The 24,221-nt window shown below is 49.9% G+C and carries 25 protein-coding genes; 11 read left to right on the top strand and 14 right to left on the bottom strand.

Going from position 1 to position 24,221, the window contains the following annotated elements; genetic code table 11:
• From L3J94_04190 to L3J94_04165, 6 genes are all read left to right on the top strand, one after another.
• Positions 1-362 (top strand): hypothetical protein (locus L3J94_04190; protein MCF6217956.1); only part of this gene is annotated, 362 nt, incomplete at its 5' end.
• Positions 359-781 (top strand): prepilin-type N-terminal cleavage/methylation domain-containing protein, encoded by a 423-nt coding sequence (locus L3J94_04185; GenBank protein MCF6217955.1) that lies wholly within the window; start codon positions 359-361, stop codon positions 779-781. The genes L3J94_04190 and L3J94_04185, both read left to right, overlap by 4 nt.
• Before the next feature lie 192 nt (positions 782-973).
• Positions 974-1,387, top strand: a complete 414-nt coding sequence (gene arfB / locus L3J94_04180) for an aminoacyl-tRNA hydrolase (GenBank protein MCF6217954.1) — start codon at positions 974-976, stop codon at positions 1,385-1,387.
• A gap of 180 nt (positions 1,388-1,567) precedes the next feature.
• Positions 1,568-2,116: a YaeQ family protein gene (locus tag L3J94_04175; GenBank protein MCF6217953.1), complete on the top strand. Its 549-nt coding sequence runs from the start codon at positions 1,568-1,570 to the stop codon at positions 2,114-2,116.
• Entirely contained in the window at positions 2,113-2,748 is a 636-nt protein-coding gene (locus L3J94_04170; protein MCF6217952.1) for an MBL fold metallo-hydrolase, read from the top strand. Before L3J94_04175 ends, L3J94_04170 begins: the two co-directional genes overlap by 4 nt.
• 111 nt (positions 2,749-2,859) lie before the next feature.
• A complete protein-coding gene (locus tag L3J94_04165) occupies positions 2,860-3,282 on the top strand; it encodes a DUF420 domain-containing protein (GenBank protein MCF6217951.1) in 423 nt (140 codons plus the stop codon).
• A 31-nt stretch (positions 3,283-3,313) separates the two neighbouring features.
• Here the strand turns inward: L3J94_04165 and L3J94_04160 are convergent, their stop codons facing one another.
• Positions 3,314-4,429, bottom strand: a complete 1,116-nt coding sequence (locus tag L3J94_04160; GenBank protein MCF6217950.1) for an acyltransferase — start codon at positions 4,427-4,429, stop codon at positions 3,314-3,316.
• 680 nt (positions 4,430-5,109) lie between these two features.
• Here L3J94_04160 and L3J94_04155 point away from each other — a divergent pair.
• Together L3J94_04155 and L3J94_04150 are read left to right on the top strand one after the other, a co-directional pair.
• Positions 5,110-5,322, top strand: a complete 213-nt coding sequence (locus L3J94_04155; protein ID MCF6217949.1) for a hypothetical protein — start codon at positions 5,110-5,112, stop codon at positions 5,320-5,322.
• Positions 5,323-5,409: 87 nt separating this feature from the next.
• A complete protein-coding gene (locus L3J94_04150) occupies positions 5,410-6,072 on the top strand; it encodes a hypothetical protein (protein MCF6217948.1) in 663 nt (220 codons plus the stop codon).
• Between the two features lie 123 nt (positions 6,073-6,195).
• Here the strand turns inward: L3J94_04150 and L3J94_04145 are convergent, their stop codons facing one another.
• The 3 genes from L3J94_04145 to L3J94_04135 all read right to left on the bottom strand — a co-directional run bounded on the left by L3J94_04145 (position 6,196) and on the right by L3J94_04135 (position 10,291).
• Positions 6,196-6,891: an NrdJb gene (locus L3J94_04145; GenBank protein MCF6217947.1), complete on the bottom strand. Its 696-nt coding sequence runs from the start codon at positions 6,889-6,891 to the stop codon at positions 6,196-6,198.
• Positions 6,892-6,922: 31 nt separating this feature from the next.
• Entirely contained in the window at positions 6,923-9,010 is a 2,088-nt protein-coding gene (locus L3J94_04140) for an adenosylcobalamin-dependent ribonucleoside-diphosphate reductase (protein ID MCF6217946.1), read from the bottom strand.
• A gap of 405 nt (positions 9,011-9,415) precedes the next feature.
• Positions 9,416-10,291: a fructosamine kinase family protein gene (locus L3J94_04135; protein ID MCF6217945.1), complete on the bottom strand. Its 876-nt coding sequence runs from the start codon at positions 10,289-10,291 to the stop codon at positions 9,416-9,418.
• 103 nt (positions 10,292-10,394) lie between these two features.
• Here L3J94_04135 and nudE point away from each other — a divergent pair, with 103 nt between their 5' ends.
• Both nudE and cysQ read left to right on the top strand, forming a co-directional pair.
• A complete protein-coding gene (nudE, locus tag L3J94_04130) occupies positions 10,395-10,952 on the top strand; it encodes an ADP compounds hydrolase NudE (protein MCF6217944.1) in 558 nt (185 codons plus the stop codon).
• Positions 10,952-11,764 (top strand): 3'(2'),5'-bisphosphate nucleotidase CysQ, encoded by an 813-nt coding sequence (gene cysQ, locus L3J94_04125; protein ID MCF6217943.1) that lies wholly within the window; start codon positions 10,952-10,954, stop codon positions 11,762-11,764. Before nudE ends, cysQ begins: the two co-directional genes overlap by 1 nt.
• Here cysQ and L3J94_04120 read toward each other — a convergent pair.
• Both L3J94_04120 and L3J94_04115 read right to left on the bottom strand, forming a co-directional pair.
• The gene (locus L3J94_04120; protein ID MCF6217942.1) at positions 11,761-12,015 is read right to left on the bottom strand and encodes a DUF1653 domain-containing protein; all 255 of its coding nucleotides are present in this window, start codon (positions 12,013-12,015) and stop codon (positions 11,761-11,763) included. The genes cysQ and L3J94_04120 overlap by 4 nt on opposite strands.
• A 71-nt stretch (positions 12,016-12,086) precedes the next feature.
• Positions 12,087-13,265 (bottom strand): SAM-dependent methyltransferase, encoded by a 1,179-nt coding sequence (locus tag L3J94_04115; GenBank protein MCF6217941.1) that lies wholly within the window; start codon positions 13,263-13,265, stop codon positions 12,087-12,089.
• 27 nt (positions 13,266-13,292) lie between these two features.
• Between L3J94_04115 and L3J94_04110 the strand changes: the two genes are divergently transcribed.
• Positions 13,293-14,675, top strand: a complete 1,383-nt coding sequence (locus L3J94_04110) for a deoxyguanosinetriphosphate triphosphohydrolase family protein (protein MCF6217940.1) — start codon at positions 13,293-13,295, stop codon at positions 14,673-14,675.
• A 108-nt stretch (positions 14,676-14,783) separates the two neighbouring features.
• On the opposite strand, the gene L3J94_04105 is transcribed toward L3J94_04110, so the two are convergent.
• The 8 genes from L3J94_04105 to L3J94_04070 all read right to left on the bottom strand — a co-directional run bounded on the left by L3J94_04105 (position 14,784) and on the right by L3J94_04070 (position 24,215).
• On the bottom strand, positions 14,784-15,095 hold the full coding sequence (locus L3J94_04105; protein MCF6217939.1) for a LytTR family transcriptional regulator DNA-binding domain-containing protein: 312 nt from the start codon (positions 15,093-15,095) through the stop codon (positions 14,784-14,786).
• A gap of 238 nt (positions 15,096-15,333) precedes the next feature.
• The gene (locus tag L3J94_04100; GenBank protein ID MCF6217938.1) at positions 15,334-19,143 is read right to left on the bottom strand and encodes a TIGR02099 family protein; all 3,810 of its coding nucleotides are present in this window, start codon (positions 19,141-19,143) and stop codon (positions 15,334-15,336) included.
• A gap of 69 nt (positions 19,144-19,212) precedes the next feature.
• Positions 19,213-20,667, bottom strand: a complete 1,455-nt coding sequence (rng, locus tag L3J94_04095; GenBank protein ID MCF6217937.1) for a ribonuclease G — start codon at positions 20,665-20,667, stop codon at positions 19,213-19,215.
• 137 nt (positions 20,668-20,804) lie between these two features.
• Complete coding sequence (locus L3J94_04090; protein MCF6217936.1) at positions 20,805-21,386, bottom strand: Maf family nucleotide pyrophosphatase; 582 nt, start codon at positions 21,384-21,386, stop codon at positions 20,805-20,807.
• A 16-nt stretch (positions 21,387-21,402) separates the two neighbouring features.
• Entirely contained in the window at positions 21,403-21,876 is a 474-nt protein-coding gene (rlmH, locus tag L3J94_04085) for a 23S rRNA (pseudouridine(1915)-N(3))-methyltransferase RlmH (GenBank protein ID MCF6217935.1), read from the bottom strand.
• Between the two features lie 6 nt (positions 21,877-21,882).
• Positions 21,883-22,233 carry a ribosome silencing factor gene (rsfS, locus tag L3J94_04080; GenBank protein MCF6217934.1) on the bottom strand — a complete coding sequence of 117 codons (351 nt, stop codon included), beginning with the start codon at positions 22,231-22,233 and terminating at the stop codon, positions 21,883-21,885.
• Positions 22,234-22,289: 56 nt separating this feature from the next.
• Complete coding sequence (gene nadD, locus L3J94_04075; GenBank protein MCF6217933.1) at positions 22,290-22,940, bottom strand: nicotinate-nucleotide adenylyltransferase; 651 nt, start codon at positions 22,938-22,940, stop codon at positions 22,290-22,292.
• An 18-nt stretch (positions 22,941-22,958) separates the two neighbouring features.
• On the bottom strand, positions 22,959-24,215 hold the full coding sequence (locus L3J94_04070) for a glutamate-5-semialdehyde dehydrogenase (protein MCF6217932.1): 1,257 nt from the start codon (positions 24,213-24,215) through the stop codon (positions 22,959-22,961).
• Positions 24,216-24,221: the final 6 nt, after the last annotated feature.

Raw genomic sequence — 24,221 nt, 5'->3', positions numbered from 1 at the left:
GCGCTGAGGAGAGAGAGATGAATCGATATATTTTTACAGTCGTGTTGTTTGTGGTGTTTTTAATGCCCGCCAGCGGAGCGTTTGCCGACAAACTGCCCGCACACTATCCGGAGAGCTTTAATAACATCGGCACAATTGATGATCTGCGCAAGGACGCCATTATGATAAATGATCTGGAGTTTTCGGTGAGTCCTGCTACCCGGGTCTATACACCACACTCGCGCTTCTCCTCCCTGAGAGTGCTCAAAATAGGCTCAATGGTTGGGTTTTCTATTGTAGAGAAGGGAGAGGCAGGGATCCGTCAAGTCTCAGAGATATGGGTATTACCCGAGCGCTTTAACGGGAGTGGTAGCGAAGAATGAAAGCAACCCGATACAGCCAGGGATTTGGCCTGATAGAGTTGATGATTGTAGTGGCGATCTTTGCTATTTTGGCCATGGTCGTGGTGCCCAGCTATACCCAGATGGTGCTAAAGAACCAGCGAGTGGATGCCCGTGAAATGTTGCTGGAAGTCGCTCGGGAGCAAGAACGCAACCTTTACACCGTAGGGAGTTACACCAATGATCTGACCGATCTGGGCTATGATGCCACTCCACTTTCGGATGAAGGGCACTACAGAATAACGGTAACGGCCTTAGTCAATGATGCGGTCAATGGGGTTAACAGCTACACCCTGACGGCAACTGCCGTCGGTTCACAGGTAGGTGATGCAGACTGCTCTACCTTTAGCCTCTCCTCCATCGGTTTGAAAAGCTCAGCTCCTCAGGCTGACTGCTGGTAATTAACAGCCCCAGGCTGTTAAACCGAATCATTCATAAACTCTGCACCGTCTCACTTCTCTATTGATTCTACAGGTAGACGCCCCTATTGCTCGTAATTACTATTCGAAGATTTTTCGGGTATTTCCCTGTAAAATAAACCTGCTGCGTGATCCGTGTGCACACTCATGAAATATCCGGGTTAGTATGATCTTATGTTAATTATCTCCAACACGGTTACTATTCCACTTCATGAAATTGAGTGGAGCGCCATTCGCGCTCAGGGCAGTGGTGGGCAAAATGTAAACAAGGTCTCTACGGCGATTCATCTGCGCTTCGATATTCGCGCCTCCTCCCTGCCAGAACACTATAAACAACGCCTACTGGCACTCGCCGACCAGCGCATCAGTAAAGAGGGTGTGGTGGTTATCAAGGCACAGAGCAGTCGTAGTCAGGAGAAAAACCGGGAAGAGGCATTGCAACGCCTAGCAGAGCTGATAAAAAGCATCACTACTGTCAAAAAACCCCGCCGTGTCACCAAGCCCAGCAAAAACTCACAACGCAAACGTATGGACCGCAAAACCCGGCATGGAAAACAGAAAGCCTTGCGTCGCAAGGTATTAGATTAACCCTAATCCCCAGATAGAAACGCGAGATGATGTGTAAGCGTTTGGTTTTACAGTGAAACTAAAAATATTAGTCGCACCCGCAGGTTCGGCGGATATTTTTTGTTTTGCTGTAGAATCAAGAGCTTGTGCAGCATACGTGTTTCTATCTGGGGGTTAGGGATTAAACAAGGAGTCTATTATATGGCCAATAGTGCGACCATCTATAAAGCTGTTATCAATATTACCGATATGGATCGCAACTACTACGCAGAGCATGCATTGACCATCGCTTGCCACCCCTCGGAGAGTGAATCACGCATGATGGTCCGACTGCTCGCATTTATCCTGAATGCCACGCCAGACCTTCAGTTCAGTCGGGGGTTATCATCGCAAGATGAACCCGCATTATGGGTGAGAAATGAGATTGATGAGACGCTCCTCTGGATCGACATTGGCCAGCCGGATGAGAAGCGTATTCGCCAAGCTTGCCAGCGAGCCAAGCAGGTGATTATCTACACTTACCAACCCCGCTCAGTAGCCCCTTGGTTGAAACAAGTCGCGCACAAATTAAGTCGTTTCGATAACCTGACTATCCGGCACCTTGAACAAACGACTGTTGATCAACTTGGCTCACTAGCGAAACGAACCATGAAGTTGCAATGTACACTACAAGATGGCGAGCTGTGGATTAACGATGATTCACAGCAGCTCCAGATTACGCTCCCGAGAGACTCCGAAGGATCACTATGAAATACCAGACTATCCCGGTCACCTCATATCAACAAAACTGCTCTTTAATTTGGTGTGAATTGAGCAAAAAAGCGGCACTGATTGACCCCGGCGGTGATATTGACAAGCTGCTTTGTGCGGTTGATCAACACGGTCTGATACTCGAAAAATTACTGCTTACCCATGGGCATCTGGATCATGTAGGTGGTGCAAAGCAAATGGCAGTACAGTTGCAGATACCCATCGTCGGCCCTCACAAAGAGGACCTGTTCTGGCTGCAATCACTACCACAACAAGCCGAAATGTTTGGCTTTGCTGCGGCCACTGCCTTTCAACCCGACCGCTGGCTAACAGAGGGTGAAACAGTCTCCGTGGGTGAGCAGCAACTTGAGGTGCTGCACTGCCCCGGACACACTCCGGGGCACGTCGTTTTCTACCATGCCCGAGAGCAACTCGCATTTGTGGGTGATGTTCTTTTTCAAGGTTCCATCGGTCGTACCGACTTCCCCAAGGGAGACCACGAACAACTGATTAAAAGTATTACCGAAAAATTGCTACCACTGGGTGATCAGGTCACCTTTGTGCCTGGCCACGGCCCCTGCTCAACCTTTGGCCATGAACGAAAGCTTAACCCATTTTTGACTGGCGATTGAAAAGCCTTACAAATCAATCGTTTTTATATCGGTTGATGGTCGTCATAATAAGAATCACAGTAACGATTCAGCGTGTTAAGTGCAGCAGCATAATAGAGGGCGACAAACACCGTGAGCTTTACCGAATTATCCATGCACTATGGCCTGGGCTGGAGTCTCCTCTCCATCATTTTTCTGCTGCTGGCCTGGTACGACGCAACCCAGTCAAACACCTCACGTCATCGTACGATTATGATCTTTATGGTACTTGGCTCCTGGCTGTTTGTTATCAGCTACCTGCTTCGTTACCTGATCCCCGGAGAGATGCCATCACTACCCGATCCACTCATGCTGACCTGGCTGACAGTACATGGCTCCATCGCCCTGATTCCATCAATAGGCGGCCCACTGATGATCTGGGCACGGTACCAAAAAGGGGACTCCTCCCTAGCACAGCGGATTAACCAGCAGCATCGAAAAATCGGCAGAATCATTATTCCGGTCTGGCTTTTCACCCATATGGGTGGTATCGCCAACTACTGGTTGCTTCACTAAATCACCGCTAGAAGCGACAAAACAGTGTGGTTTACTTTGTCCGTGTAAAGCGCCTCATCAGTCCGATGTTTTGCATAAAACTCTGTATGAGAGCATAGCTCCCCTTCATTTTAAGACATCTCTTCTCTATTAGATGCCAAGAGAGTACGGATAGAAACAGGGTGATCAAAAAGGAGCTCACAATCATCAAAGGAACCGAGATATCCGGCATGATGACTAACAGTGATTGTTGCACTGGGAATGCGTAAATGTAGATGCCATACGAATAGTCACCCAATTTGTTAAATTTGCGTACGCCACCAGACGGCACATAGGCGACATAAAAAATAATAAACGGTAACAATAAACTGTAAACAACAAAGAATAGTGTTTGATTCATTGCCGACAGCAATAACAGCGGTAAGCCAAAATAAATCAATTTTGACGGCAAACGTATTTTATCTCTCCAGAGATAAAATGCCGCGCCGACGAAAAACAGAGAGAACAGCCGGATGAATTGTACCGGCGGATCAACTTGCAAATTATTAAATATATTCAGGCCAACCGAGACAACGGCTATCAATAAAATCGTGTTTTTGGCATTAATGAATGCTACCCGTTTGCTTGCATAGGTGATGAAGAGCAAGAAAATCGTGAGTATGGCGTATATTCTGACCTCGTATGGCAGTGTCCAGAGCGAAGCATTGACCACACTACTATAAGGCACATCCAGGAAGACCCCTGGCAGGCTGAAATCAACGCCAAAGAAGAGTGTTATGCTCTTTACAAAATATTGAAGTGTTTGAGCGTTTAACAGGTACTCCTGTGCGCTATAGGTTGTGAAGTATAAGCCAACCACAAAAACAGAAAATAGAGTGGCAACGATCAATGCCGGATAGATTCTCAATACCCTTGCCCAGACAAATGCCAGCAAGTTATTCCTTGAGAAATAGCTACATGTTATTAAAAACCCGCTCGTAATAAAAAACAGATCGACCGCAATCCCGCCAGATGTCATCCCAATGATGCCGAAAAGCGGCCCCGCCTCCCCAGTCCCGGCTATCAATGCAAAGCTATGGCTGAAAAGAACAAGTGATGCGGCAATAAAACGCATTAAATTAAAATTATTATCCCTGCCCGTTGTGCATGTTGATAATAAAACTCCCATAACTCTCCTTCAGGGCCAGTGCCAGCTCATCATTTTTTAATTATAAAGCCATTTGGGAATCAAAAGGGGCGGATTTATTGCCCCGCCTTTTTGACGAACTTTCTATAGGCGTAAGCCTTAGCTTGCGGAGCCTCTCTAGCATTTCGCCATCTAAAGATAGCTCCTACGTTATTCAGGTGATTTTGTAGCCTGGTTATAGCGCTGAGCAAGGAGCCCTAGCTGCCTGTGAGCGATGCTTTGGCACAAAGCGCCACAGAGTTGTTGGCTCAATGAAACAGCCTTGTGGGGGTGAGCTAAAGCTCACCAATGGCAGGAGGTATGCATGCGGGAGCGTGGTCGCCAAAAAATCTCGGCATAGGAGGCCTACTCGGCTCGTTTGTCCGCATTAACAGCGGATGGTCATTACAAAAAAATACCAAAATACATAAAAAACAATGCATTGAAGGCCCGCGGATATCTATATGACTATACCAAGTAGAAATAGCCCTATTGATCTGCTATATTCTACCGCTAAATTCAATGGCTACTGAATTAATTGATACTTCTTTCAGACATTGACACTCGAACCAAGCATAGTTATATATGCTGTATAGTTATTATGCATTGCATGCCTAGCGTTTAACAATGTAACTCTTACGGGTAGAGATAAATAAACTATTTAATTACGGGCGCACAAGACGATGGATACAAGTAGCTCTTCTCTTGATAAGAAAGTTTCTGATATATCAGCATGGGCACAACAGCAAAAAGAATCAGCATCTCTTGTTGATGTAAAGTTTTGTCCTATGGAGCTAGATGTTGGGAATGTATCCGATTACATCGACGATGCTTATACGATGATCAAAGACTACTCCAAAGGCAATTTTAAAGACTGCACTAATATTATTTTGTAACAAAGTTTAGCCACAGTGGCATGAACTACTAAAAACCTGCGAAACGCAGGTTTTTTTATGATATCAAGGTGTGAAGGGGGAAGGTTAATGCGGGACGGGGATGTAGGGCGTTTTATTGACGCAGTGGCACTCGCTAGGGATTTTCTTGCACAGAACCCCCAGTTGATTAATATACCTGTAAGCGTAAACCCTGAAATAACTAGAATAATAATAGCGACAACACCATTCAAAAAAATAAAAATACTAGAGACGGGGACTGGAGTTAGCAAAATTGCTGGCATGCTTCTTCTGACAAAACCTGCTGATTCATCAATAAACTTGCTTACAGACAGCGAAGCAATTCCAACAATACTCTTATCTCCAACCTCAACAAAGTGTTGGAAACGCTTCGCTGTATGCAAAGAACTTATGCATATGTATATAGAGCAAGACAAAAAGGGATTAGAAGAAAGGGCGCATAAATTTGACGGGGAATGCATTATTTCTAACCTTCAGCGTATAAGTGAGGCATTTTGGACTATAAAAAAAGAAGACGAGCTTAACGGAGAACAATTTGGCTTTGTTGTGACTATGGAGGTGCTTCTTCCGTGGGACAGCAGGGAACAGCTTGATGTGATGAAAAAAACCCCCCTGTCAAATTACCAAATAGCCAACGAATTCAAGGTTCCCGAAAGCATTATCGCCAGATATTTTGAGTCAGGCTATGATGAGTTATCGCGCGAAGCTAACGCTCTATATACGCCTAAATAGGGGAGTCCTCAAGGGAATGGCGGCCTGTTGCACAGTAAATTCGAGCTTGGTTGGAAGTTAAATCCTACTTTTTTCTTGCGCTTGTTGCACGCGAGATCGAAGAATCCAAGCAGCCTCAGCCTCCTACCCGCATTTACTATCCCCACAATTCAAGCAGGTCATGCAACCATCCATCTGGATCATCGCTTTGGTGTTGCATTTGCTGCATAGCTGCGAGCCTGCGGGGAAGCTGTCGGGCTCTTTCTCTTCGGCCTGTTTGAGTGCCCCTTCAAATTCGGCGCGTTTGGAGGCGAGGTGTGCTTTTTGGTGTTCGTCCAGTTCGTCATCTTTTATTAGGCCGATCATGCGCATGTGGCGTTCGATTACATCGCCGATCTCACCGACCAGTGAGGGCATGTATTTACCGCCTTTTTTGAAGTAGCCGCCACGGGGGTCGAAGACTGAGCGCAGCTCTTCTACCAGGAAGGTGACATCGCCGCCTTTGCGAAAGACGGCTGAGATGATGCGGGTGAGTGCGACGATCCACTGGAAGTGGTCCATGTTTTTCGAGTTGATAAAGATCTCAAAGGGGCGGCGCAGCTCATGCTCTGTTCCTGCGTTCAGCACGACATCGTTCACGGTGACGTAGAGTGAGTGCTCCGAGAGCGGGGTGCGAATTTTGTAGGTGGAGCCGATCAGCATCTCCGGGCGCTCCAGTTTTTCATGCATCTGCACGAAGCTGGGCTCTTTCGCTTCCTCTTTTATGGTGACAGGCTCAACAGCTTCGTCCGCTTTTACCACGCTGAAGCCGACAATTTTCTTTGCAATTTTTATGGTCATTTTCTGATTCCTATAGCGGGTTCAACGCAGATTAAAGCTTACCGTAGTAGCCTTCTTTGAGGGCATCGTAGAGGTTGGCGGCGGTGTGCATTTCACCATCATATTCAATCTCTTCATTGCCTTTCAGCTCCAGTGTGTCGCCATCTTCCAGGGTAAAGCGGTAGGTGGTATTTTCGAGGTCTTGCTCTTTTACCAGCACCCCTTGAAACACTTCTGGATTGAAGCGAAAGGTGGTGCACCCCTTGAGGTTTTTCTGGTAGGCGTAGGCATAAATATCTTTAAACTCTTCATAGGGGTAATCGGTGGGTACGTTGGCTGTTTTGGAGATGGATGAGTCGATCCATTTCTGCGAAGCAGCTTGTACGTCCACATGCTGTTTTGGGGTGACATCTTCGGCGGTGATGAAGTAGTCCGGTAGCTGCTCATCCGCTTTATCACTGTAAGGCATCGCTTGTTCATTGATCAGGGTGCGGTAGGCGAGTAGTTCGAAGGAGAAGACATCAATTTTCTCTTTTGATTTTTTGCCTTCACGGATTACGTTGCGTGAGTAGTGGTGTGCAAAGCTTGGCTCGATGCCATTCGAGGCGTTATTAGCCAGTGAGAGCGAGATGGTGCCGGTGGGGGCAATTGAGCTGTGGTGGGTGAAGCGCGCGCCATGTGTTGCAATATCGGCTATCAGTTCGGGGGCGACTGCGGCGATACCCTGCATGTAACGGCTATATTTTGCCAGCAACACCTTTCCTTGGGCCTGCTCGCCCACTTTAATGCCATCGGTTGCCATCTCTGGGCGTTTGCGCAACATCTCGGCAGTGACCGTGAATGTTTGATCCAAAACGGGCGCGGCCCCTTTCTCTTTGGCCAGTTTAACGCCGGCTTTCCACCCTTCAAGTGCCAGCTCTTTGGTGACCTGCTCGGTGAATGTCAGTGAGTTGTCATCGCCATATTTCATACCCAGCATGGTCATGCTGGAACCCAGCCCCAGAAAGCCCATGCCGTGTCGACGTTTGCTTTCGATCTCTTTACGCTGCTGCTCTAGTGGCAGGCCTGATATTTCGATGACGTTATCCAGCATACGGGTGAAAATGGCGATCACCTTGCGGTACGCCTCCCAGTCAAACTTGGCTTTTTTAGTGAAGGGGTCAAGCACAAACTTGGTGAGGTTGATGGAGCCGAGCAGGCAAGCACCGTAGGGTGGCAGTGGTTGCTCTCCGCACGGGTTGGTGGCGCGCACGGTTTCGCAAAACCAGTTGTTGTTCATCTCGTTGACCTTGTCGATCAGGATAAAGCCGGGTTCTGCGTAGTCGTAGGTGGAGGCCATAATAATATCCCACAGCCGCTGGGCACGAATGGTACGGTAAACTTTATGTGCCACCAGTCCCGAGTCATCGATGAGGTAGTCATCCTGAATAGGGAAATCACGCCATACAATCTGCGCGGGGTTGTGGGTGTCGAGGTTGTCGATATCGACCTCTTTTTGGGTGATTGGGAAGATGAGCTTCCACTCATCATCACTGTTAACCGCTTCCATGAACTCTTTGGTGATCAGTAGCGAGAGGTTGAATTGACGTAAACGGCCATCTTCGCGCTTGGCACGGATAAAGTCGATTACATCGGGGTGGCTTACATCAAAGGTGGCCATCTGTGCGCCACGGCGGCCACCGGCTGAGGAGACGGTGAAACACATTTTATCGTAGATATCCATAAACGACAGCGGCCCCGAGGTGTAGGCACCGGCACCCGCAACAAAAGCACCCTTGGGGCGCAGTGTCGAAAATTCGTAACCGATACCACAACCTGCTTTAAGGGTAAGGCCCGCCTCGTGCACTTTGCCCAGGATGTCATTCATCGAGTCTTTAATACTGCCTGAGACGGTGCAGTTGATGGTGGAGGTGGCGGGTTTGTAGGCCTGTGCTCCGGCGTTGGAGATGATGCGACCGGCGGGGATTGCACCGTGGCGCAGTGCCCATACAAATTTATCTTGCCACTCTTTCTGCTTTTCGGGTGTGACTTCAACTTCCGCGAGCGCTTCTGCTACCCGTAGATAGGTGCTATCGATATCTTTGTCGATCACTTCGCCATCTTTCTTTTTCAGGCGATATTTTTTATCCCAAATATCCATGGATGCAGATTGAAATTCAATTCCTGCAGTGATTGACGGCACTGTTTTTAAGTGAGCAACCTTCATTTTATTTTTATCCCCTTATCCTTTCTGATAGCCGTATAGTCCTGCAGGCTTTTGTTGTTTTGCCACTATGCGCCATCTTGTGCTACAAAATTCATCAAACACTAGATGTTGTGTGTTTGTGCAAATACTAAAAGTCTTTTTAGTGATAGTCAACGCTTACGCGCAAAATCTGGTGATCTAATTAAATCAATATAAATCAACGAATTAAAAAATAAAAACTCACTAAGCTACGGATTATAAATGGGAAAAATATTTTGTATACATTTGGGGGTTGATTTCCACATGCACAATATGTTGTGTATGCTGTTTTCCCTGCAAACGGTACTTCAGCGGATATTTTCAGGGCAATAGCAGCGCTTTGATTATCTGTTCTGCTTGGTCAATGTAGTGACCACCAAACAGGTTGCCGTGATTCAAAATATGGTAGAGGTTGTAGAGATTTTTTCGTTGTGGGTAGCCCTCATCCAATGGGTAGGCTGTTTGGTAAGCGTCATAAAACGCCGCTGAAAAACCTCCAAATAGTTCGGTCATCGCCAGGTCGGTCTCGCGGTCGCCGTAGTAGAAAGCAGGATCAAAAAGCAGCGGCTTACCTTGCGCACTAAAGGCGTAATTCCCCGACCAGAGATCACCGTGCAGCATCGATGCGGGTGGGTGGTGCCCGCCCAGCAGTGATGGCATGGCCGCTAGCAACTCGCTTCCCAGCGATTGGATGGCCCCTTGGTGGCCGCGCTCCGCCAAAAGCTGTAGCGGTATGCCGATGCGCTGATCACGCCAAAAGGTCAGCCAGTCATTATGCTGTCTATTGTGCTGTTGCGTAGTACCGATGGTGTTATTGCGATGCCAGCCAAACTGCTCTGCGGTGATACGGTGCATATCGGCCAGCTGTTGCCCCAATAATGCCTGGCTATCATTGTGGGCTGCTGAAAACTCAATATACTCCATCACAATAAAGGCGTGGTGGCCTGAAATGCCACAACAGAGTGGTGTCGGCACTTGAATGGTGTTGCTTGCTTTCATCTCCAACAGTGCTTGGTACTCTGCTTCAAACATGGGTAAGCGATGGGCTTGATTTAGTTTTATAAAAAAACGCTGGCCACTATCTTCCAGCAGATAGGCCAGATTAATGTCGCCACCACTGATTTGTCGCGGAGTTTGTGGGGTAAAGGGTTGCTGGAGCGCATCTGTGATTTGAGTAGCAATATCAGACCATTGCATGGCGGCCCCTCTGTGTTGTCAGTACGAACAACCGATTAGGATAGTGTTCCTTCCGTCGGCTGGCTATAATGAGCCTATCATAGGATTGTGAGAACCATTGTTGATGCCGAAAAAACCGCAACTACTCCACGCCACAGTCGTTGCTCAAACCCATGTTTTTAAGGTTGAGCAGCTCGATTTACGCTTCTCCAATGGCGTTGAAGTGCAGTATGAGCGTTTGATAGGCTCTCGTGATGGGGCGGTTTTAATTATCCCCATGGTTGATGAGCAGACCGTACTGCTGGTGCGTGAATATGCGGCGGGGGTTGCCGATTATCAACTGATGCTCCCCAAGGGGCGCATTGAGCGAGATGAGCCACCCCTCGATGCCGCCAACCGGGAGATGATGGAGGAGATCGGCTACGGCGCTCATCAACTCACCCATCTCACCACGCTTACCCAGGCCCCTTCATACCAAACCCACACCACCCATATTATTCTCGCCGAGCAGCTCTATCCACAAAAAGAGCAGGGTGATGAGCCTGAACCCCTTGAAGTGGTTCCATGGCGGCTGGATAACTTGCCAGCACTGTTTGCCACGGGTGAGTTTAACGAGGCGCGCAGTGTAGCGGCTATCTATATGGTGCGTGAGCGAATGCTTACCGCGCAGGGAGCGGTTTAATGTATCCGTCAGCTAATGACCTGATCCCGATGTTGATTATGTTGTGCCGCTGCACCGGCAATCGCATTAACGAAATTTACAATGGTAAGTTCAATATCGAGCAGAAGTCGGATATGACCCCCGTCACTTGTGCTGACATTGCGGCGCATTGCGCGATTGTCTCTGGTCTGGAGATGATCACCCCTGACATTCCGGTGCTCTCTGAAGAGGCTGATAGCGCCTCTTTTGAGGAGCGCCGACAGTGGCAGCGATACTGGTTGATCGACCCGGTGGATGGCACCCGCGAGTTTATTAACCGTACCGGTGAGTTCACCATTAACATTGCATTGATTGAGAACAACGAGCCTGTTTTGGGGGTGATTTACGCGCCGGTCATTGAAGTTTGCTACTACGCGACCCGTAACAATGGTGCATTTAAGCTGGTAACCGGGCACGATGCTCAACCGCTGCGTGTGCGCTGTAGCGACCAACAGAATTTGGTGATTGCCGCTGGCCGCTCAGGAACTACCCCCGAGTTTGAATACTATATTCAGCAGTTTTTTGAGCCGCAGGTGATCACCATTGGCAGCTCGCTTAAATCGTGCCTGATCGCCTCAGGTGAGGCTGATATATACCCGCGCTTTGGCCCCACTTCAGAGTGGGATACGGCGGCTGCTCAATGCATTCTTGAGGAAGCGGGTGGCATGATTACCGATATTAACCTGCAACCGCTGCGCTACAACACCAAAGAGTCGCTGTTAAACCCGGATTTTCTAGCTTTTGGTGATGTCTCTCACGACTGGAGCGGCTATTTGCAGTGTAAACAGCCTTAAGCTGTGCCGGTCGCGACGGGCTGCTCAGAAGCGTCACCTTCGCCCATGTATTCAAAACGATCAATCTTCTCACCCTCCACCTCCACTGGCTCGATAAACAGATAGAGCGGCCGTACCCAGAGCTTGCCCTCACCATGGAGAGGGCGGTAAACCACCATCGGCTCTAATGTTTCACTGTGTGTTGCTATATCGATTACCTGATAGGGCTTGCCTTTGTAGTGCAAATAACGACCTGGCTTAACTTTTGGCATTAACGAAGGTCTCCTGTTGAGTAAAACTAATCTCTGATGCGATCTTTGCGCGAATTTATGAGATATCCGGATTAAGGTAATCTTCGGGCAGATAACAACAGATTGCGCGGTGTTAATGTGCGATCACAAAAACGGCTTACTCTTACAGTATAGCCACTTCGCTCTAGATAACAGGCCATATCCAGTACCAGCCACATCTCTAGGGCACGGCGAAAAGCAAAGCGTGGCAGAGAGAGCCGCATGGTTTCACGCTGGCGCTGTAGGCCTGCTGTTTGATAGTGCCGCCAATCGACATTTTCAGGCAGATGATAGCCATCACGCTGTGCCAAATTTTGACAAAAATCCTTAAAATCACCTCGTAACCACTGTTTGTTAATGGGCTTTATGGGTTGATAGGGTAGTCCGAGCTGTTGCTGCAATATCAACTCATAAGCTAGCTTCCACGCCATCTCCCGATCACGCCATGTTAGCTCACGGGGGCTGGCGGTGACCGCTTCGGTCACCGCTAGACGCAAGGCGTTGTAATCAGGGCGCAGTGCCAACGTCTCATTAAAGGGGATGTAAGTTTTGCTGGGGATGCGGTAGTAGCAACAGGGGGCAATATCCAGGGCCGGGAGTTGCTTGGCAATCGATTGTCGGATTAAGCTACGATGCAGCTCACCGCAGGCGTGTAGAGCAATGGCATGTTGCTGCTGAATCAGTGAGCTTGGCAACGGTGTTAAGACATCAACCACTTTAAAGCGCTGCTTCACCTTGCTGCGCTTGGCAAGTTGTCGCCCCGCCTGGCACAGTGATGCCTGCCACTCCAGCGTCACCACTGACTGCCGCCACTGCGCTGCCATCAAACGCCCCAAGTGCCCTTTGCCGCCACACCACTCCAATATCGGGTATTTAACCTCACCGGTCGCCGCGCAAAAGGCTTGAACCTGCTGCCACTTGCGGCCCGGAATAGCGGCATGAAAGCGGGGGTTCAGTGGCGTGAGTGCACAGAGCGGGGCATCCGCCACGGTGGTTAATGGGCCAATCTCCGATAAGGCAGCAAGGTGCGGAGTTAGCAGCGCCAGCAGCGCCGCTTGCTCCCCCTGCGCGGCCGATAGCGTGTCGTCACTTAGCGCTAGCAACTGTTTGTATAGTGTCGGCAGACGATCACACCAGGCGGGGCGCTGTTGCTTGAAAGGTTGCGGCTGCCAGAGCCATGAGTACTCCCCCAGCAGCTGGTCTAAACGCCGTAATTTTTGCGAATAACTCATTGCCGGAAGAGTAGCACGATTTTATAAATGGCGCGTATGACGCACTCACTCTACAATGCGACTATCGAGCAACACTACCCGAGTTGGAATCAAATGAATGAGTGGCTGGCAAGACGACACAGTAAAGAGCAGTATCGTGGTGGCTTTATTGTCACCACCCCAGAGGGCAACTACCAGCGTGACCGGGCGCGGGTCATTCACTCATCCGCACTGCGTAGTCTGCAATCCAAAACCCAGGTACTTGGCGTGGGGGAGAGTGACTTCTACCGCACCCGCTTAACCCACTCCCTGGAAGTTGCCCAGATAAGCTCCGGCATCTGCGAAACATTGCGGGATAAATATCAGGATGATGTTGAAATTCAACACTGGCTCCCCTCCATGTCACTGATTGAAGCGATAGCCCTCAGCCACGACCTGGGCCACCCCCCCTTCGGTCACGGGGGAGAGATAGCACTTAACCATATGATGCACCGCCACGGTGGTTTTGAGGGCAACGGCCAGACACTGCGCATCATCGCCCGCCTAGGTGAATACTCCCCCGAACAGGGCTTTAACCTCACTCGCCGTACCCTGCTTGGGGTGCTTAAATATCCGGCTCTTTATAGTGATGTCGCCAACTACCCTGATAATATCGAGCAACATGCAAGCAGCAACATCTCATGCTGGGAGCCACCCAAATGCATCATGGATGATGAGGCTGAAATATTGGAGTGGATTGTTGAACCCTTCTCCATACAGGATCGCCAACAGTTCCGCGCCATTAAAAAGCAGAGTAACCGACACCACCGCGCCACCTGTAAGGCATTTGATACCTCGATAATGGAAATTGCCGATGATATCGCCTACGGGGTGCATGACCTTGAAGATGCGCTCACCATGCGCCTGGTAGATTTTCATCACTGGAAAAAAGAGGTGATCGAACCCATTATGGCACTGGGTGATAACGATATCAGCCGTGAAATCGAGTTCTACAATCAGAAACTGTTCGCAGACAAAAAAACCCGCAAACACGCCATCAGCAAATTGGTAGGTTTTTTGGTGCGACACATTGAGATACAGCACCGCACACAGTTTGATCACCCACTGTTAACCTACCAAGCGATACTCATCTCGCCAGCAAACAAGATACTCGACCTGTTAAAAGCATTTATCTTCAAACATGTGATTAAATCACCGGAAGTTCAGGCACTGGAGTTTAAAGGCCAACAGATGATTTTACGGCTATTTGAAGTGCTGAGTGAAAACCCGTTACGGCTACTGCCCGAAGAGCATCAACAGCTTTATCGGCAGTCACACAACCCGCAGCGGGTGATCTGTGACTACATCGCCAGCCTCACCGATAGCCAAGCCACCAAGCTTTATCACAAGCTATTTACTCCCAGCAGTGGCTCAATTTTTGAGCGGCTGTAAATCCCTTCACCCCACTCTTACCACTTGTAGGAAAGGGGCCTCAATGAAAATTACAACGCTTTTATTCAGCCGTATTTACCGAATAACTAAACCCTGCACCTTATTAAGTTACATGCCAAGCCGCTTTTTGAGTTGCTTTAAATAGTGTCGACTGACAGCAACCGTGTGTTCTGATTTTGTCTTTATTTCTGCCAAACCGTTTTCCAGTAGGACTAATTCATCTATCCGCGTAACATTGATTAGATGCTGTCGGTGGCAACGAAATAGTTCTGTTTTGCTTTCCAATGCCGCAAGTGTCAAGTCGGTATAGTATTCACTATCAGCACACATTACGTAAATTCCACGAACATCGGATCGCACATACTCAATCTCTTTCGGCTTGATGAATTTTATCCGGTTGTTAGAGACACAGGGAATCATGTCGAGCATTCGATCAGGATAGGGAAGTGTTTCGGAGTCCGGGTTAGAGACCTGGCTTTTGATTCGCTCAATGGTTTTGGTTCCTCGCTGTTCCGCATGGGTAAAAGGGTTAGAATCAGCGGTTTTTTATGTTAGGTAAGGAGTAGAGCGTTTGAATAATAGAGTTAGAGCTCATGATCTATTGAGACCTTTGCACGAAAAATAGTTTTTTACCCGCAGTGCCAATACTACCGGGTAATTACTCACCCACGTCCACCTCTTCAACTTTAACCACCTCGGGATTGTCCCATGGGCCGCTGACTCGGTATTCAAATTGAGCTATTTTAGCGAGGTCGTCCTGGAATACTTTTTGGGCTAAAAAGAGCAGTGCTGCAATTTGCGGGGTGGCAACGCCTGTCAAATAGGTGAGCAGTGGTAGGCTGTCGGTAACGAACGGGGTGACAATTAAGCGCTGGTCATACTCTTTTTTTGCTAAGTCAACCGACCCCAGCATATCCATTCTCACCGACGAACCCAGCAAGGTAAAGTTATCGGTTTTTGCAAGGCCATCAACGACATCGTAGTGGCCTCTAATTTCGTTAAAACGAAACCCTTTGCCAAACAGATCTCCAAAATCAAGCAGTAACCGGCGGGGCAGCATCTGGATGCTGAATAGGCCCATTATGCGCCCGGCACCAGGCTCAACATCCAGAATACGCCCATTCTCCAGTTTGAAGTCTATTTTCCCATCTATTTCTGCCACTTCAAATTCACTTAAACCACCCAGCCAGTCAATCGTCGCGTTAACATAACCCTCGCCATTTTTAATTGTTCCAGCAAAGCCCAAGCCACTGATGGTGCGACTGATGTCACTGCTTTCAAGCCGTAGCTTCAGGCTGCTCACACCTAAAGGGAGTGGCTCTGCATGCCATGTTCCCTCAAGTCGCAGTTCGGCAGAATCAGGATGCAGCAGTAACTCTTCCAGCTGGTACCCTCCCTCTAGCCAGCGACTCTTCAGCCGCATTGCTCCCAAGGGGAGTGTGTCATAACTAAAGGATTTCACTTGGATTTGCAGTGGCGGCAGCTTCCACATATCGAAAGGCTCTTGCGACTGTTGTGGCTCAGCTTTCGATAGCTTATTGAGGTGCAGGTACTCCATTTCGGCCACAATCGGATTTTGCAGTAGCTGCTCTGATAGTGCTATACGCCCTTTCGCCTGTGGGCTGTCAATATCGATAAACCACTGCCAGGCGAGCTGTGTGGCTGTTAGGTCAACTGATTGAAGCTGCTGATCAAACAGCTCCAGCTCACCCAGTTTGAGCTTTACGCTGCGAACAATGCCCGGTTCGCCGTCACCCAGTGGCTCTGGCGTGGGCAGCAATGCAAGTAGTTGACTTAAAGAGAAGGCGCTCAACTCACCGTTGATAACCAAGCCTGGCTGCTGTGGCAGTTGCAGCGCGCGCTGCTCGCCAATCAGCACTTCACCCCTTAGGCGTGGTTCTTCAAAGCTGACCCACGCCGCCAGTTGCTGATCATAGGTTAGCTGCATCTGTGGTGGGGCGTTGTTGAGGAGTTGCAGCTCAACAGTGAGTGGCCGCAGCTGCTGTGCTGGTTTTTCTAGCGTACCAGGCAGCGCTAGCGCCAGCCCTAACAGTGTGCTGTCCAATTTAACGGAGGCTACACGCTGGGCAGCTTCTGGATTATGGGGAATAAAAATATGGCCACTCAAGGGTGCCTTACCACTCATCAGCTGGGAGAAGAGTGGGAGATTGAAATACTGGCTTAACATATCGCCACTCAAATGGCTCTCGATCTGTAATTGTGTCGCGCCACCCGGCACATCATGTGCTGTTTCAGCACTTACTGTGATGGGTTCTCCGTAGAGCAAGCCATTGATTTTTTTGATCGCCAGTCCAGCGGTTGAAATGTGCAGCTCTCCACTCAATGCTTCAAAGCTCAAATCGGCTGGCAAAATGTCTAAAGCGACGTTCTGTAGTGAGCCATGGGCATTAAAAGTGAACACCCCTTTTTTAGCGAGAGGAATCTCCAGCGTCAGCGCCACTTGGCCCTCTCCTTTAGCCTTAAACATGGAAAGAAAGTCCACTGAACCCGCCACCGGGCTTTTCAGTAGATACTCCAAAATATCGGGTGTCTCTGCGAGAATATCGCCTGAGATGCTCAAGGAGCTGCTCTCCCCCCCCATATCAGAAATGGCGATATGACTCTGCTGGATGTGTGAATTGAGCACTTCGCCCTGTGTCGCTTTTATCGACATGGCAGCCTGTTGAAAAGCAACGGAAGCATTGATATTGGAGATGGGCAGCCACCCTTTACCAGGCACAATGGTCGCGCCTACCGCCTCAAAGGCCACCTCAAACTGCCCCTCACCGTGGCGATAGGGGAAGTCCGCTATTGCACCATGGTAGATCATGCCACCGCCCACCACTTCTCCTGTGGCAATACCTTGATCAAGCCAGGAGAGTACCGGTTTGGGGAGTAGTGTGAGCGGGAGATAACGTGAGGTGTGTGCCATATCGGCTCGCTTGAATTCAAGTGCCAGGTCAAGAAAAGGGCTTTTGCCTGTCGGCATGAGAAGGTTGATAGCGCCCTCCAGCGAGAGGTGTTGGTTGGAGAGTGAAAATCCTCGGCTATCGAGCGACCAACCCTCTTCCTGTACTCTCCAGCTAAACTCACCGTGTAGCTGCTCAAGTGGGATCGGCTGGCGGAACATCTTTGGCCACTCGAATGAACCGTTTTCTATATTCAGCTGCAACATGCCCTGATCTGGGTTTAGCGCAAGGTGACCACTCACATCGTTAAAGCTCGGCAGCTTATCCCAAGCGGAGAGTGAGATTTTGTTAAGGTCACTACTGACACTGTATTGGCCACTCTCTGAGTAGTGAGCCACAATATTAGCCAGCTCACCCTGCGGCTGTAGGGCGGCCAGCATCGCCTGCTGCTCGGCAGGGAGAAGATCCAGATAGCGAATAAAGTTGTCAATATCTGCCAAATGCAAATAGTCACTCTGTAGGGCGATGGATCGCTCATCACCCGGCACGATGCGAACCACGTGGTTACTCTGAGGCCAGCGGTGCTGCTGGTAACTCAGCGCCAGATCATTCAGTGCAACCTGCCAGCCACCCTCTATTCGCTGCCAATCAAGAAGGGTCTCGATATATTCAAAGTCTCGAGACTCCCCCCCGGCGGCCTTCAACTCTAGCTCTTGCAATGAGAGGATGCTTTGCATGCTGCTTAGCGAGCCGTTAGCCCACTCACTCCACAAGGAGAAGTCCAGACGGCCGCCGGTCACCTGCTGTCCCTGAATCGTCTGCTCCGATAGCCAGTGTGGCAGTAAGATCGCATCACCCGAAAGATAGGCCTGGCCATGCCAATCTGAGCCGAGCAATGGATTACCCACCAGGTCAACAGCCAGTTCAAGTGAAGCCCCTTCTGTGGAGGGGAGCTGAACCGCACCCGATAGTTGATGGTGGTCACCATCATTGGTTAATGAGAATTGGACATCATGAACACGATAATCAAAGGCAGTGTGCTGATCAACCCAGATCAACTCAGCTACATTGACGCTCAGGCTCCCCTGCTTTAAAAGCCACTGCAACAAGTGGTTTGCGGTACCGCCTTCATCCTGCTTGTTTGGTTCGGGGTTATGCAGCTCCGGCACACTGATCTGACCTTGTGGATCACGCTGCAAAGTCAATTTATCGAGGGTAATGTTTAAATGGACAAATGAGATTTGCTGCTTGAGCAGCAGCTGAGCCATATCCAGGCTGAGGCTTATTTCGGGTAGCGTGCTAACGGGAAGTGATTGATGATCCAGCAAGGTGACATGGCGAAGAATAACCTCAGGATAGGTGTAACGCCAGCGGGCATCAAGCTCGCCTATGGAGACCGTTTGGCCCAGCACCTCCCCAGCCCACACTTCAATATCCTGGCGGTACTCGTCCACATGGGGGAAGAGCAATCGAGCCGCAGTCAATAACAGCGCAAGAGTGACTGCAACGGTTGCTAACCCCCCCCAGAAAACAGTGATGGCCCAACGTCTCTTTAGCACGATCAATTCCTGATAAGCAGCAACTGCCGATGTCCCAGCTTTTGGGTAAAAACACGAGGTTTAGGAAGGCTACAAAGGCACAACGTCAAATTGCTCCTGGGTATACATCACTTCAACCTGAAACGTGACCGGCTTTCCAATAAAAGCCTCCAGCTCAGCCACGCTGCTGGACTCCTCCTCCAGCATCACATCCACCACATCCTTAGATGCCAGCACCATGAAGCGTTGCGCCTCAAACTGACGCGCTTCGCGGGTGATTTCACGAAATATTTCGTAGCAAACCGTCTCGGGTGTTTTAAGTGAGCCACGCCCCTCACAGGTGGGGCATGATTCACATAAAATATGCTCTAAGCTTTCACGGGTGCGTTTACGGGTCATCTCAATTAGGCCCAGGCTGGAGACTTCGCAGATGTTACTCTTGGCATGATCTCGTTCTAGGGCGCGCTGTAACTCATTTAATACTTGAGTGCGATGCTCGGGAGCCTCCATGTCGATGAAGTCGAGAATAATGATGCCACCTAGATTACGCAGTCGTAGCTGTCGCGCTATCGCCTGTGTCGCCTCCAGATTAGTTTTGAAGATGGTCTCTTCAAGGTTACGATGGCCGACAAATGCGCCGGTATTGACATCGATAGTCGTCATCGCCTCTGTCTGATCAATTATCAGATAGCCGCCCGACTTTAACTGCACCTTTTTGCTCAACGCCTTCTGAATTTCATCTTCAACTCCGTAGAGATCAAAGATTGGGCGCTCCCCTGGATAGTGGTCAATTCTATCGACTACCTCGGGAATAAATTTTCCGGCAAACTTTTTTGCCTTGGCATAACCTTCACGGGAATCAATGCGTATTTTTTCTACATCAACACCCACAAAATCGCGCAGTGCACGCCGTGCCAGTGACAGATCTTCATGGATCAGCAGTGGCGCTTTGCCTTCCAATTTTCGCTCCTGAATCGCACTCCACACCCGCTCCAGAAAGTGAATATCATCGGCTAATGCCTGTTCACTGCACCCCTCAGTGAATGTTCGGATGATATAACCGTTGTCATTATCATCGCCCACCACCTTGCGTACCGCATTTTTCAAGCGGTCACGCTCTTTTTCATCAACAATTTTTTGTGAAACGCCGATGTGTGCAATACCCGGCATAAAGACCAAAAAACGCGCAGCAATCGAGAGTTGCGTGGTCAGGCGAGCGCCTTTGGTGCCCAGAGGGTCTTTAATCACCTGCACCAATACCTCTTGCCCTTCGCGCAGCAACTGGGAGATCCCCTCTTTGCCATCACTCTCCTGGCCCTCCACCACGATATCCGATTCATGAAGAAAAGCGGCACGTTCGAGGCCAATATCGATAAAGGCAGCCTGCATACCCGGCAACACCCGCACCACTTTGCCTTTATAGATATTACCTACTAGGCCACGCTTACTTTCGCGCTCAATGTAAACCTCTTGTAAGACCCCATTTTCGAGCACCGCAATGCGGGTCTCCCGGGGTGTTACATTGATCAACAGCTCCTCTGACATAATTACCCTTCAACTCTTTCCCGCTTTACGGGTTGTTATTTAGAGACCTTCACAGTTGTAGTCTCATTTCCCTCATGCCCAGATAGCAACACGGATCTTACATATCATCTCGCATTTCTATTGGGGGCTTAGGGCATTTAATCTGTTTTTGTCGCCAGCATCTTTGTCAGTTCAAACAGCGGCAGCCCCATAATGCCTGAATAGCTGCCTTCAATCCGTTCAATAAAAGCGGCGGCAAGGCCCTGGATCGCGTAACCACCTGCTTTGCCCTCAGGCTCGCCTGTTGCCCAGTAGTCCAGCTGCTCTCGCAGGGGTATCTCTCGAAAGTGGACACGACTCACTGAAACAACACAGTCACACCCTTTTTCCGTTACCAGCGCCATTCCGGTCATCACCTGATGTACGCGCCCCGAGAGCGCCGTTAACATTTCGATTCCATGCTCGCGGCTGAGGGGTTTTTCCATTACGCGGTCACCCAGTACCACCACCGTATCCGCCCCCAAAACAGGGCGCTTTTCTGTCACAAACGTCATCTCCCAGCCCGCCTTCGCCTTGCTTGATGCTAGACGACAAACATAATCTGCAGGCGGCTCTGCGGCTACTCTCTGCTCGGCTACATTCGGCACCACCACTTTATAACAGACACTAATTTGATCAAGCAGTTCACGCCGGCGGGGCGAGCGGGAAGCCAGATAGATCTTAGGAAATTGTTTTATCATATAAGAGGGCTCCAAACTAACCGGCTCGGTGGTAGGGGTGCCCTTTTAGCAAGCTCCAAGCGCGATAGACCTGTTCGGCCAATACGACGCGCACCAACGGGTGCGGATAGGTCAAACGCGACAGCGACCAACACTGGTCGGCACGCGCACGACAGCGGGGAGCAAGCCCTTCGGGGCCACCCACCAGCAAGGCGAGATCACAGCCACCCTGTAGCCAGCCATCCAGTTGTGTCGCCAGCTGTTCGGTGCTCCACTCCTTGCCGCCAACCTCCAGCGCTACCACATGCGCACCTTTGGGAATCGCAGCCAGCATCTTTTCGCCCTCATCCTGAGTCAAGCGAGCAATATCTGCATTTTTGCCGCGTTTTCCTGGCGTAATTTCTACCAGATGCAGGCGGCACTCCGCGGGCAAGCGACGAGCATACTCCGTATAGCCCTCCACCACCCAGTGCGGCATTTTACTGCCTACAGCAATCAAGTGGATCTGCATCGGCAACTATGACTCTTGTTTGCTGGTATCGCTGGGTGCCATCTCCCACAGTTTTTCCAAACTGTAGAACGCTCTTGTTTGTGGCTGCATCACATGCACCACTACATCGCCAAGATCAACCAATACCCACTCACCCGCTGCTTGGCCTTCTACACCAATCGGTTGCTCTCCCGCTGCTTTGGCTTTTAATACCACGCTCTCTGCCAATGATTTAACCTGACGATTGGTTTGGCCCGTAGCAATCACCATTACATCACAAATACTGGTTCTATCACGCACATCAATTTCGATAATATCAATCGCCTTAATCTCTTCAAGGGCATCAATTACCAATTTTTTTAACTGTTCACTGTCCATCATTACGACCCTGGTTGTCGACGTTTGTGCTACACAATTTGTGTGTAATCACTCTCTTACGTCTGATTTTGATAAATTTTCTGTTCTCTAATCAACGCTAATACAGATTCGGGCAACAGCCCCTGTGGTAACTCCCCCGCACTGATCATGTTACGGATTTGAGTAGCGGAGATAGGAAGCTGACTCACTGTCACCATTAATATTTTCCCGGCCGGTGCCGCCAGCAGCGCCTCAACACTGTGTACCTGACGTTGCTCCAGCAACATTCGCAGTATCTTCTGTTGCTTTAATGCCCCTTGCCACCCTGGCCGCTCTATCACCACAAGGTTTAGATATTCGGGTACCTTTGACCATTCATGCCATCCTGGCAGCCCCAAAAAAGCATCCATTCCCATCATTAGACAGATGCAACACTCGGCACCCAGTTCACGGCGCAGGCTAGCCGCTGTATCAACCATATAGGAGGGGCCGCTGCGCGCCAGCTCTTGGGCATCGATAACAAAGCGCCTCTGCCCATGCACGGCTCGTTGCAGCATCGCCAGTCGTTGGGCGGCGGTCGCTCCGGGCTGCTCCCGGTGCGCTGGTTCGCCGCAGGGGAGCAGGCGAACCTGCTCCACCCCCAGCAGCTCAGCCACATCGCTTGCGGTACGCAGGTGGGCGTTATGTACTGGGTCGAAGGTACCGCCCAATATCAATGCGGCCTTCATGAATGCATGCGCCTACGCCTAAGTGCGGATCTGCCCATCACCAAACACCACATATTTCTGTGAGGTGAGTCCCTCCAGACCCACCGGGCCACGGGCATGGAATTTGTCGGTGGAGATACCAATTTCTGCACCCAACCCATACTCAAAACCATCGGCAAAACGGGTGGAGGCGTTGATCATGACCGAGCTCGAATCAATCTCACGCAAAAAGCGCCGGGCACGCGTGTAGTTTTCTGTGATGATCGATTCAGTGTGCCCCGAGCTATGCTCATTGATAAACTCAATCGCTTCATCCAGATCTTTCACCACTTTGATCGAGAGGATCGGTGCCAGATATTCAGTGTCCCAATCCTCATCCGTTGCCGGATTAATATTGGCCACCACGTTCCGGGTGGTTTCACAGCCCCGTAACTCAACCCCCTTCTCCTGATACATACCACACAGTTCTGGCAATACCTGCTCTGCAATCCCCTCGGCAACCAGCAGATTTTCCAGGGTGTTACAGGTGCCGTAACGCTGGGTTTTGGAATTAAACGAAACCCGCAGAGCCTTTTCAATATCAGCCTGGTCATCAATATAGATATGGCAAATACCATCCAGGTGTTTGATCACCGGCACAGAAGCACCCTTGCTAATCGCTTCAATCAGCCCTTTTCCTCCCCGGGGGATAATCACATCAATATATTTGGGCAGGGTGATCATCTCCGCCACAGCGGCGCGATCTGTGGTTTCCAGCACCTGCACCAGCGAGGTGGGCAGCCCCACCTTATCAAGCCCCTCCTGAATAGCAGCGGCAATCGCTTTATTGGAGTGGATCGCCTCTTTGCCACCACGCAATACAGCCGCATTGCCAGACTTGAGACACAACGCAGCGGCATCCGCTGTCACATTGGGGCGCGACTCGTAAATAATACCCACCACTCCGAGTGGCACGCGCATCTTGCCGACTTGCAGGCCAGAGGGGAGATATTTCATATCAGCAATTTCACCTACCGGATCGGCGAGCGCGGCAATTTGTCGAATCCCTTCGGCCATCTGGCTGATACCCTCATCAGTCAGTGCCAGTCGATCGAGCATCGCCGCATCCAGGCCACTCGCTTTGCCCGCCGATAGATCTTTGGCATTTTCAGATTTCAGAAACTCACGTTTCGCCTCGAGCGCATCGGCAATCGCCAGTAGCGCTCTGTTTTTATCCCCGGTCTCTGTGCGGTTCAAAATACGCGAAGCGGCACGCGCTTTTTCCCCTAACTCACTCATGTACTGCTTAATATCCATCACTAT

Source organism: Gammaproteobacteria bacterium (assembly GCA_021647245.1).
Classification (GTDB): Bacteria; Pseudomonadota; Gammaproteobacteria; order RBG-16-57-12; family RBG-16-57-12; genus JAFLJP01.
The sequence above is the reverse complement of the archived record's forward strand: the minus strand, read 5'-3'. Positions and strand labels throughout refer to the sequence as shown.

Excerpts from the sequence above, each read along its gene's own strand:
- L3J94_04185 (MCF6217955.1), top strand. The coding sequence starts at position 359 with ATGAAAGCAACCCGATACAGCCAGGGATTTGGCCTGATAGAGTTGATG.
- arfB (MCF6217954.1), top strand. The coding sequence starts at position 974 with ATGTTAATTATCTCCAACACGGTTACTATTCCACTTCATGAAATTGAG.
- L3J94_04175 (MCF6217953.1), top strand. The coding sequence starts at position 1,568 with ATGGCCAATAGTGCGACCATCTATAAAGCTGTTATCAATATTACCGAT.
- L3J94_04170 (MCF6217952.1), top strand. The coding sequence starts at position 2,113 with ATGAAATACCAGACTATCCCGGTCACCTCATATCAACAAAACTGCTCT.
- L3J94_04160 (MCF6217950.1), bottom strand. The coding sequence starts at position 4,429 with ATGGGAGTTTTATTATCAACATGCACAACGGGCAGGGATAATAATTTT.
- L3J94_04155 (MCF6217949.1), top strand. The coding sequence starts at position 5,110 with ATGGATACAAGTAGCTCTTCTCTTGATAAGAAAGTTTCTGATATATCA.
- L3J94_04150 (MCF6217948.1), top strand. The coding sequence starts at position 5,410 with ATGCGGGACGGGGATGTAGGGCGTTTTATTGACGCAGTGGCACTCGCT.
- L3J94_04145 (MCF6217947.1), bottom strand. The coding sequence starts at position 6,891 with ATGACCATAAAAATTGCAAAGAAAATTGTCGGCTTCAGCGTGGTAAAA.
- L3J94_04140 (MCF6217946.1), bottom strand. The coding sequence starts at position 9,010 with ATGGATATTTGGGATAAAAAATATCGCCTGAAAAAGAAAGATGGCGAA.
- L3J94_04135 (MCF6217945.1), bottom strand. The coding sequence starts at position 10,291 with ATGCAATGGTCTGATATTGCTACTCAAATCACAGATGCGCTCCAGCAA.
- nudE (MCF6217944.1), top strand. The coding sequence starts at position 10,395 with ATGCCGAAAAAACCGCAACTACTCCACGCCACAGTCGTTGCTCAAACC.
- cysQ (MCF6217943.1), top strand. The coding sequence starts at position 10,952 with ATGTATCCGTCAGCTAATGACCTGATCCCGATGTTGATTATGTTGTGC.
- L3J94_04120 (MCF6217942.1), bottom strand. The coding sequence starts at position 12,015 with ATGCCAAAAGTTAAGCCAGGTCGTTATTTGCACTACAAAGGCAAGCCC.
- L3J94_04115 (MCF6217941.1), bottom strand. The coding sequence starts at position 13,265 with ATGAGTTATTCGCAAAAATTACGGCGTTTAGACCAGCTGCTGGGGGAG.
- L3J94_04110 (MCF6217940.1), top strand. The coding sequence starts at position 13,293 with ATGGCGCGTATGACGCACTCACTCTACAATGCGACTATCGAGCAACAC.
- L3J94_04105 (MCF6217939.1), bottom strand. The coding sequence starts at position 15,095 with ATGATTCCCTGTGTCTCTAACAACCGGATAAAATTCATCAAGCCGAAA.
- rng (MCF6217937.1), bottom strand. The coding sequence starts at position 20,667 with ATGTCAGAGGAGCTGTTGATCAATGTAACACCCCGGGAGACCCGCATT.
- L3J94_04090 (MCF6217936.1), bottom strand. The coding sequence starts at position 21,386 with ATGATAAAACAATTTCCTAAGATCTATCTGGCTTCCCGCTCGCCCCGC.
- rlmH (MCF6217935.1), bottom strand. The coding sequence starts at position 21,876 with ATGCAGATCCACTTGATTGCTGTAGGCAGTAAAATGCCGCACTGGGTG.
- rsfS (MCF6217934.1), bottom strand. The coding sequence starts at position 22,233 with ATGGACAGTGAACAGTTAAAAAAATTGGTAATTGATGCCCTTGAAGAG.
- nadD (MCF6217933.1), bottom strand. The coding sequence starts at position 22,940 with ATGAAGGCCGCATTGATATTGGGCGGTACCTTCGACCCAGTACATAAC.
- L3J94_04070 (MCF6217932.1), bottom strand. The coding sequence starts at position 24,215 with ATGGATATTAAGCAGTACATGAGTGAGTTAGGGGAAAAAGCGCGTGCC.